Consider the following 9,377-nt stretch of genomic DNA (forward strand, 5'->3'; position numbering starts at 1 on the left):
GCCTGTCCTGGGCTTGTTCCCGAGGGCAACTTCAGCGATATTCTCGATCAGTATGGCTTTGCCGTTTTTATAGGTAACGATGGTATTGCCTATGTCCCCGAGTCCCTTGATGAGTCCGAGGCCGCGGACCATATAATATTGATCGCCAAGCTCGATGGTTCTCCCTCCGACGCTCACGTTCGACCTCGCCAGGGCATCCAGGACCTGGGACAGGGTAATGCCGTATTTTATGAGGTCCTCCGGTAGTACCTTCACCACATAGGCCTTGATGTAACCCCCGTAGTTGGCAACATCCTCTACGCCTTGGGCCGTTTTGAGGTGCCTCCCCACGGTCCAGTCCTGAAGCGTCCTGAGCTCCATCAAATTGTTCGACCCATACAGGATGTATTGCATCACCTCGCCCATGGGGCTCGGGATAAGGTTCGGCTGAACGCCGTCCGGAAGGGATATGTCGGAAAGCCGGTTGATGACTTCCTGGCGGGCTTCCCGATAAGGCATTTCATAGGAAAATTTGCATTTCACATCGGATAAACCATAGAGAGAGGCCGAATTGATCCTCTCGAGCCCCCTCATGCCTGCAAGGCCGACTTCGATGGGAATGGTGATTCGCCTCTCCACTTCTTCGGCCGACTTACCTTCATAGATGCTGACAATCTGGACCATGGGAGGCGAAGGATCAGGGAAGGCCTCCACGTTCAGGTCCTTCACCACAAAGAGCGAGAGAACGAAGGTGGTGAGAACGAGGACCAGTAAAAGTCCGCTGTGGGTGGTGACAAAAACGGTCAGTTTTCTCATGGCTTCTCTAGCTCGATTGCGGAGAGAACGATTTCCTGCCCTTCTTCAAGGCCTTCTACGGCCATATATTTGCCCGAGACCTCCCGGAAAGGCTTAATCTCCTTTATCTCGCACATCTTTCCCTTTCCTTTCACCGGACAATAGACATAGAACTTGCCCTCCCGATAGATCATGGCGGACTGGGGTATCATGGGAAGGAGCTTCTTTTCATGCTCGATCATCAGCTTAAGGAACATGTTCTGCTTGAAATATTCTTTGCCTCCCACCAATTTTATATAAGTTTTCACTGTCTTGGCATCCTGATCGGAAACGTCGCTCACGTAAGTGATGATCCCCTCGAATTGCACGTTGCGAAAGACATCGGTATAGAAAGTCACCTTGCTTCCCTTTTTGACCTTTGGCACATCCGTATCATAAATATTTGCTACAATGAGGATATTCTCAGGATCGGCGATAGTCATGATGGGACTCGTACCATCGACCTTGTCTCCTACGTGGGTTTGCACATCGGCAATGTAACCGTTCATGGGCGCCTTGATGATCACCGTGTCGGAGGCGGGCTTTCGTATTGCCGTCTCCCCCTCCATGGAGTAACCATAGATCCTGAGTTTACTCCGCATCCCGTCGAGGACCGCGGTCAGTTGCCTCTTTGTTGCTTCACTATTAAGAAGGTCGTTCTTGGTGACTGCCCCCACCTCAAAAAGCTGGCTATTGAGATTATATATTCTCTCCGCCTGGGTGAGCTGCGAAAGGGCGCTGAGATATGCGGAATAGGTGTCGGTAACTTCAGGACATAATACCGTGGCCAGGGCGTCGCCTTTTGCCACCCTGTCTCCCGGTTTCACGAAGATCTTGTGAACAGTCCCGGAAAGATAGGGGAGGATTTTCGACGATCCCTGGAGGTCCGGCTGAACGCTTCCGGTGGCTTCAATGTAGGTGGTGACGCCGCTTGTGGAGACTTTGAAGGTTTTGAGGCTGCCCTCTTCTTCCACGGTGGTTTTGGAAGGGACCTTTTTGCACCCCCCGAAGGAAAGGACCAGCAGTATTAGAATGGTTAAAAGGAGAGTACGTTTCATTATTTAATTTCCCCTGTATAGACCTTAAGCAGGTCTTTGTTGAGAACAGCCTGTGTGAGGGCCTGGTTATATTTGGTGATAAAGTCGCGATAGGTCTTTTGGGTGTCCAGCAGTTCAAGAACCGTGATGCCCCCAAGAGAAAAAGCCTTTTCCGTGTTTCGGAGCAGATCTTCCATCTCGGCCTTCCTCGTCTTATAGGACGTAAAGACCACTACACCGGATTTATACGTATTGAGGGCCTGGTTAAGCTCTGTCCCGATCCGGGCCTTTATCCGGGATATGAATACCTCCCCCTGTTTATATTCCGCCTTGCGTTTAAGTATCTCTCCCTGGTACCGGTTAAAAATCGGAAGGGGTACGCTGAAACCGAACCCGATGCCGTTTGTGGCGGGGTTTCCCGTGGAATCCCATTCGCCCCCGAGGGTCACATCCGGGAATCTCTGTGCCTTTGCAAGTGATAATGAATAATCCGCTGCCTTGAGCTGTTTTTGGGCGGACAAGTAATCAAACCTGTTCTCATATGCCCTCTCCAAAAGCTCCGCAACCGGGTATTCCCGGAACTCCTCTTTCATCTCCTGCTTTTTTGGGGTATATTTTACCGGTGCTCCGAGCAGGAAATTGAAGGATTCCACATTATTATTCAATTGCGTCGTGAGGTTGGTCACGTTGTTTTCGAGATCGATTCTCGCAATCTTGAGTTTCGTGTAATCGATGAGCGTGATAAAACCTGCATTAAACCTTTTTTCTGCCACGGAGAGGAGTCTGTCGTACCGGCTTAACTCGCCCCGGGCGAACTGGAGGTTGATCATGTCCTGGTGAAGGCTGTAATAAATGCCATAAAAACCTATGAGGAGGTTCCTTATTACGTCCTTGTGGGTAAGCCTGGAAGCCTCGAGCGCCTCTCCCGCAACGCTTGTACGGAGTCCCCTCTTCCCTGCTGTTTCTATTAACTGATCGATCCGCACCGTCATCTGTGTATTGTCCCACCTGTTCGTCTGCCACTTGCTCATGGCAAGGTTGGTATAGGCCATTGTGAGATTGGGGTTCGGCCTCAGCCTCGCGGTCACGAAATCGGCATATGCCCGATCTACTTCATATTTGCTCACGATGATGTCATAATTATTTAGATAAAATATTGCCAGGCCATCTTCCATGGTGATCTCTTCCGACATTGCATTCCCTGCACACATCACGGAGAGCAGAAGGATGATCATGACAATCCTATTGGCGGCACTGCGGTTCATAATTCTTTCCTGCCTGAACTTGTTCATTTTCATCTCTTTTAAGGAGGCCCCGGGCCATGCTTCTGCCCTTTACAGGTTTTCTTGACTTTAGTAATAACGGGTGCCGGACATGCCGGTCCCATAGCCGAAGGCGACGACTGTTACCCGAACATGATCATAAGTTATAAGACCGGTCACGACAGACATTCAAAGCAGACCTGTCCGGCAGACGGTGAATATCTTATGTTATACGTGTGAGGGGGGTCCCCGACAGATGTGAAGGAAAAGCGTGTTCTGACTAATAAAAGGAGAGGGGTAAGGAAAAGCGCAATACTGCTCAATACCGCTTCGTTGCGCGAGATCACAGTCGATTCCTGCGACCGCGATCTCCGCATTTGCTTCTAAGAATCCGGGATAACGAAGCCATGAATAGCCATGGCTCTGGTAAGTCTCCACGGTCAGAAAGGAGACCAAAAAGACTGCCGCGAAAGTAAGCGCGATAACCCGGATCGTGACTTTTGAGCTAAACATAGCCGAAATTACTCTAATCTTATCTCGGGGCCATGTCAACTCAAAAATGTTTTTCTCACTTCCCGTACTTCATAATCTTCAAGGTAGCGATATTCTCCCGGCTTCAGATCTCCGAGAGTAATGTTTCCGATCCTGATCCGTTTCAACTTCAGGACGTGGTGCCCCAGCTTCTCTCCGATCTTCCTGATCATCCGGTTCTTGCCTTCTCTGACTACCACGCGGTACCAGCTATTTTGAAGGGAAGTTTTCACGTAGCCCACGTCCTCCACCTTATGAAGGGAGCCGTCAATGAGCACGCCCTGTTTCATCTGCTTCATACTTTCCCTGTCGAAGGACCCTTTGATCTTGATGAGGTATTCCTTTTCGACCTGAAACTTCGGGTGGGCGACATGATTCGCAAATTCCCCGTCATTGGTAAAGAGCATCAACCCTTCGGAATGATAATCGAGCCTCCCCACCGGAAACAACCGGCCCTCTATGGGCAGGAGATTTCTCGCAATCACCCTGTCGTCATCAAACTTCAGATCGGAAAGTACTTTTACGGGCTTGTAAAGAGCGATGTAAAGTTTAGCGGTATTGTCATTAAGGATTTGCTTTTCGTATGTTACAACATCTTTCTCAGGCATTACTTGATGCTGAGGCTCTAATATCACAATGTTATTAACTTTAACTTGACCTCTCGCAATAATATCCTCTGCCTTTCTCCGCGAGGCAATTCCACAGCGAGCTAAAAATACTGACAGCCTGATCGATTCCATCCCGTGACGCACCCCTCTAATCTTTGAAATATTCTATTGCCTTGCCGGACTCCAGGCTGTGTACGGCCTTGAGGAGCAGACGAGTCTTCTCTGTCTGTTTATAGATCCTGAAATCGATATTTTCCTTCTCAAGGGACGGGTTCAGATGGACCTCCACATATAAATCGCCATCTTTGTCAATATTTACCATTACCTCCTTCTCTATGTCTCTCGTAGAAGAATAAAGTAAGGAATTTCTATTGTTTGCAAAATAACCCCGGCGGAATGAGACGCTCACCCGATGAATCCCTTTTTCCACCGCCGGTATTATTATATCATCTTTTGCCCCTAAATTGAGTTTTACATTGTCCACCTTTATTGCCACATCCACCGGACTTATGATATTGAATCCGGTCCTCCTCAGGGCATTGACTTTGAAGACGTCGCCATTGGCCTCATTAGTAATGATATCTGCAATCTCATTCCTGTCGGGGATGTATTGCCGGCTTTTAAGGATTACTTTGGCGGAGATATATTCTTTCTTCTCTATGGGCCTGAAGGGCTGCACGATCTCGCCGGCCTCGCTAAGGTCCGACAGGGAGGTGAGTGTCGAACGGAAAGCCATGCCCTCTTCCCCGAAAAGACGATCGAATCTATAGAGAGTAACGTGGAGACTTCCGTTTTTCAGTGCGTAAGTGCCTGAAATCACCACATCCACTCCAGCCCGAAGCATGGCCTGGTTAAGGGTGATAGCCGTGTCACGATAACTCGAAGGATAGAAGATAAAGTCTTTCACGCCCATATCCTTGTGCAGCCTGATCCTGGCCTTTTGAGAGAATGTGGATTCAAGTCCTTTTTGTATTCTTTTGGAAAGGGCGGTTACACTGTTATGCTCGTCGAAGATATCATGAATATAGACGTGTACTTTCTTGTGCGGTTGATAAGGATCTACGGTCCGGGCCACCATATTGTAAAGGAGGGGATAAAACTTCTCATCCACCCTTCTCAGTTTCTCGATGGAAACGAAATTACCTCTTTGGACTTCGACCCGGGCTTTGATAATCTGGCATACACTCGATCCCTCATCTACCAAAGAGATCACGGCGCATTCGGCAATAGGGTTAGCCAGGCCTACATCCGGGGTGGGTGCGATCACGAGAATATCACCCTTTATGAGTCCGTCCCTCGTACCCAGGCTCGTGATGGCTTTATCGGCAACGGTAAGATTGATCCTCTCCTGGAGCAGGATCGCCGAGGTTACCTGTCCTGTGGCATAATCCGCCGAAAGGCAGGAGCCGGAAAACCCCCATGCCAGGACAAGCGCCGTCAGGACCGCCCAAATCTTCCGCATATGTCTCCCCTTGGTTCTCATTTTCATTTATCGGCCTCGGAATAAAGATTTCTCAGTATCATGGGGGTGATGAAGAGGAGAAGCTCCGATTTTTCCATGCTCTTGAAATCCCTGTTGAATAACCATTTTATCACGGGTATTTTGCTCAGAAAGGGAACACCCTGATTACTAATGTTTTCGGTAGTCTCATAAATCCCTCCGATAACGGCAGTCTCACCGTCACGGATGATTATCTCGGTTATGGCCTCCCTCTTGTCTATGGTCGGTCCCGCCACCGTCTGATTGGTAAAATCCGCTGAGTCCTTCGTGGTCCGCACTTTAAGCCTTATAGTCCCGTCTCTCAGTATTACCTGGGGCGTCACCTCGAGACCGAGATAGGCGTCGGCGAATTGGGTTTGAGTGCCCTGCATCGAGACCGTCTGGTAGGGTATCTGTTTTCCCTGATTGATCTTGGCTGCCTTGCCGTCCGATGTTACCACCTTGGGGTGGGAGATAATCCTCACCTTCCCTTCCGATTCCAGGGCGCTCAACTGCACATCGAGATTGAGGCTATCCCGGCCGTTCCCGATGAAGACCCCGAGAATCCCACCGGAGCCCGTGCCTACGGCGGCAGGAAGATTGACATTGTAGGGGAATGTAGATCCATCCCTCTGTCCCACCATGCCTATCGTCGGGGTATAAGTATTCGAGGTCGTCGCCGTCTTGCCGCCGCCCAGGACATAATCCTGGCCGCGGACCCTGCTCGAATAGCTCGCCCCCCACTGCACACCCAGGTCTTTGATGACGCTGGTGCTTGCCTGGACGATTCTCGCCTCTATCTGCACCTGCGAAGGCTTGATGTCGTGCTCTTTGATCCTTCTCTTGAGCTGGTCCACATTATCCCTCGTGTCCTTGAGAATCAATGCATTGGTCCATTTCACGAGTGTCACCGATCCGTTCGGCGTAAGCAGGCTTCGCACCCCCGCGCCGCCCGCAGGGACTGCCACGGTGCCCGTTCCGGGCGTTGGTATGCCACGTATCATCCTCTCCACGTCTATTGCGTCGACATAATTGAGAAACACGGTCTCAGTGACAAAGCCGTCCTCCAATTTCTCTCTCATCTCTTTTTCCGTCAGGACGGCAAGCTTTTCCTTCTTGTCTTTCTCCTTCTCCTCGAAAAATTTCTTCGACGTCATAATCCTGATGATTTTTCCCTCTTCGAGCATGGCGAGGTCGTGATTTTTGACGATTATATCCATGGCCTCGTCCCACGAGACGTTCTCGAGCTTGACTGTCACCTTGGCCTTCACGTCGTCGGCGATAATCATATTGCGGCCCGATATGTCGGAGAGGGCCCTCAGCACGTTTCTCACATCGGCATCCATAAAATCGAAGGAGACCTTGGGAGTAACCTTTTTCATGGTTTGCCCCTCCGAAACCAGCGGCGCCGACAGGAGGAGCAGGATCGATAATGCAACTATTTGCTTATGCATGCGTCACCCTCTATTTCTTCGGGAGATCGATATCAATCTTCTTGATCTCCCCTTTTAGCTTGTAGCCCAGAATAACCTTGCCCGGCGGAATATCGAGTACCCAGAGGTTCTTGTTCAGAAAATCGCCCTTTTTCAACATTATCCCCTTGCCCTGCATATCTTCCATCATGGCGAACCGTTTATTATCCGATTTGACTTCGCCCACAAATCTCAGCTCCTCGAGCTCATACCCGGATTTCGCCTCTCCTCCGTCCCTTTTCTGCTTTGCCCTGAGCAGGTTCACGGGCTCAAAAGGATTTCTCCTGTTTTCAGAAGAATAGGAGAAATCGGATATGTTGACCCCCTGCGGGGCAGGCCCCTTTTGTTCAACCGAATAGGAGAGGCCGGTGGTGACCATCAGCAGCATCAGGGCGATTACAATGCATCGAATAACCAGGGAGGTTCCTTTCATAGGGGCTCCTCTCACTTTCCCTTTGGTGGCTGGCCTGTATAGATATAGGATTTTGCGGTGCATTCCCCCTCCAGGACGATCTTGTTCGCGGGGCCTTTGGCGGCAAGTGAAAAATCGGTGATATCGATCATACGGTCCGCTTTCCGTATGCCGTCAAAAAAATAGCCTATATTATGAAATGGTCCGTTATATCTGATCTTAAAAGGAAATTCCCCGTAAAACTCTTTGTTCTGAACCGTCCCGGGCTCAAAATAGGTAACCTTGACCTTGCTCTCGGTTCCAACCGCGGAGACGCTTCTCAGGAGATTAGGGATATCTTTTGTCTCAGGAAGCTGTCTCAGTATGCCGTCGAGCTGTTCTCTCAGCTTGACGAATTCACTGCGGTAGCGGGGCATATTATTTTTTATCTCTATCATCCTGTCGAGATCTCTTTTTGCCTCCTGATACTGGGTCGCCACTTTTTGTTTTTCCTCGAATTGGGGTCGTATAGTCAGAAAGAAGACTACGCCGAAAATCGCAAGATTGAGAGCGATCACGATCACGAGTTGGTAGGTAGCCGCAACATTTCCGATCTTCCTGCCCAGCGCTTCAAGCCCTAAATCCATTTTCATAGGCCGATATTACCTTGTATCAGAAATTTTTTGACCACGATCCCCTCGTCAGTCACATCCTCCACATTCTTCAACTCTACATTGGTCATATAGGGGATTCGGGAGAGACTTTCCATGAAGTTTGAAATGGATTCGTTTTCAAGGGAGCGTCCTTCGAGCTCGAAACGGTTCTGGGTCTTACGGAAACTTTTCAGCCAGAGGCTTTCTCTCACGACCGCCGTGAGGTCATAGAGCGTCCTTGCTGCAAGCGCCCTGCCCTCTTTCAGGTTCCCGATCGCCTTTATCCTTCTCTCCGTGTCTTTCTTTCCTTTTTCCAGGTTGAGGTATTCTGCGTATATGGGTTCGAGGTTCGCCTTTTCCCTTTTCACCGAAGCGCTCATGACCTTGTAATTTTCGATCTGCCGCATGTTGGAATAAAATAGCCCCCCCAATGCGAGGCCGTTTATGAGGGTTACCAATATAGAGATGATAACTTTGTATTTCAGGGTCCCTTTTTTCGGCTTCCTTGGAAGGAGGTTTATCTTTATCATAGGGACATATCCACAATTCTTGAAGAGAGGTAAAGGGCGACGGCAATAACCTCCTCGAGGTCCCTCTTCTCCATCCCACCGTCCGGGCTGTCATTTAAAAAAAGGAAGGGGTTCAAAAATTCCACCTCTATCCCCGTATTAGCTTCCACCGAATCGGAAAGTCCTTTAATCCGGGACGAGCCTCCTGTGAGAAATATCTTCCCTATTCTCTCCATGGGTCTCGTGGAGGCATAGAAGTTGACGGTCTTGTTTATCTCCGCCGAGATGTTCGAAACAAAAGTGTCACAGAGCGCCCCTATATCCTCGCTTCCGGTCTTTTTGGCCTCTTCGGCTTCCCTGTGGGAGCATCCCGTCAGCTTCATTATCTGATGGGTAAGCTGGCTCCCGCCCACCAGGACTTCCCGCGTAAATTCGAGGGTGTCGTCTTTCATTATGGCAATATTGGTAATGAAGGCCCCTATATCGACCGCGACCACGGAAATGTCCCTCGGGTTGTAAATCTGCTCGATAAGGTTCGTGATGCCGAAGACATCTACATCAAGGAACTGCAGGCTGAGGCCCGCCATCTGGAAAACTCTCGTGTAGGCGTCAACGATCTCT

10 protein-coding genes are annotated in these 9,377 nt (G+C 49.8%); all 10 read right to left on the reverse strand.

The window, feature by feature from the left end:
- Positions 1-795: efflux RND transporter permease subunit (locus tag VGJ94_05120; GenBank protein HEY3275980.1), on the reverse strand; the 795-nt coding region annotated here is incomplete at its 3' end.
- Positions 792-1,871, reverse strand: a complete 1,080-nt coding sequence (locus VGJ94_05125) for an efflux RND transporter periplasmic adaptor subunit (protein HEY3275981.1) — start codon at positions 1,869-1,871, stop codon at positions 792-794. The genes VGJ94_05120 and VGJ94_05125, both read right to left, overlap by 4 nt.
- Positions 1,871-3,142 (reverse strand): TolC family protein, encoded by a 1,272-nt coding sequence (locus VGJ94_05130; protein HEY3275982.1) that lies wholly within the window; start codon positions 3,140-3,142, stop codon positions 1,871-1,873. The genes VGJ94_05125 and VGJ94_05130 overlap by 1 nt, the downstream gene beginning before the upstream one ends.
- Before the next feature lie 518 nt (positions 3,143-3,660).
- The gene (locus tag VGJ94_05135; GenBank protein ID HEY3275983.1) at positions 3,661-4,251 is read right to left on the reverse strand and encodes a pseudouridine synthase; all 591 of its coding nucleotides are present in this window, start codon (positions 4,249-4,251) and stop codon (positions 3,661-3,663) included.
- Between the two features lie 148 nt (positions 4,252-4,399).
- Positions 4,400-5,713, reverse strand: coding sequence for a hypothetical protein (locus VGJ94_05140; GenBank protein HEY3275984.1), 1,314 nt, complete (start codon positions 5,711-5,713; stop codon positions 4,400-4,402).
- 23 nt (positions 5,714-5,736) lie between these two features.
- Positions 5,737-7,185, reverse strand: a complete 1,449-nt coding sequence (pilQ, locus tag VGJ94_05145) for a type IV pilus secretin PilQ (GenBank protein ID HEY3275985.1) — start codon at positions 7,183-7,185, stop codon at positions 5,737-5,739.
- A gap of 10 nt (positions 7,186-7,195) precedes the next feature.
- Complete coding sequence (locus tag VGJ94_05150; GenBank protein HEY3275986.1) at positions 7,196-7,636, reverse strand: pilus assembly protein PilP; 441 nt, start codon at positions 7,634-7,636, stop codon at positions 7,196-7,198.
- An 11-nt stretch (positions 7,637-7,647) separates the two neighbouring features.
- Positions 7,648-8,247 (reverse strand): type 4a pilus biogenesis protein PilO, encoded by a 600-nt coding sequence (pilO, locus tag VGJ94_05155; GenBank protein HEY3275987.1) that lies wholly within the window; start codon positions 8,245-8,247, stop codon positions 7,648-7,650.
- Positions 8,244-8,777, reverse strand: a complete 534-nt coding sequence (locus tag VGJ94_05160; protein HEY3275988.1) for a PilN domain-containing protein — start codon at positions 8,775-8,777, stop codon at positions 8,244-8,246. Before VGJ94_05160 ends, pilO begins: the two co-directional genes overlap by 4 nt.
- A partial coding sequence (gene pilM, locus VGJ94_05165; protein HEY3275989.1) for a pilus assembly protein PilM occupies positions 8,774-9,377 on the reverse strand: 604 nt, incomplete at its 5' end. The genes pilM and VGJ94_05160, both read right to left, overlap by 4 nt.

Source organism: Syntrophorhabdaceae bacterium, assembly GCA_036504895.1.
In the GTDB taxonomy this organism is placed as follows: domain Bacteria; phylum Desulfobacterota; class Syntrophorhabdia; order Syntrophorhabdales; family Syntrophorhabdaceae; genus PNOM01.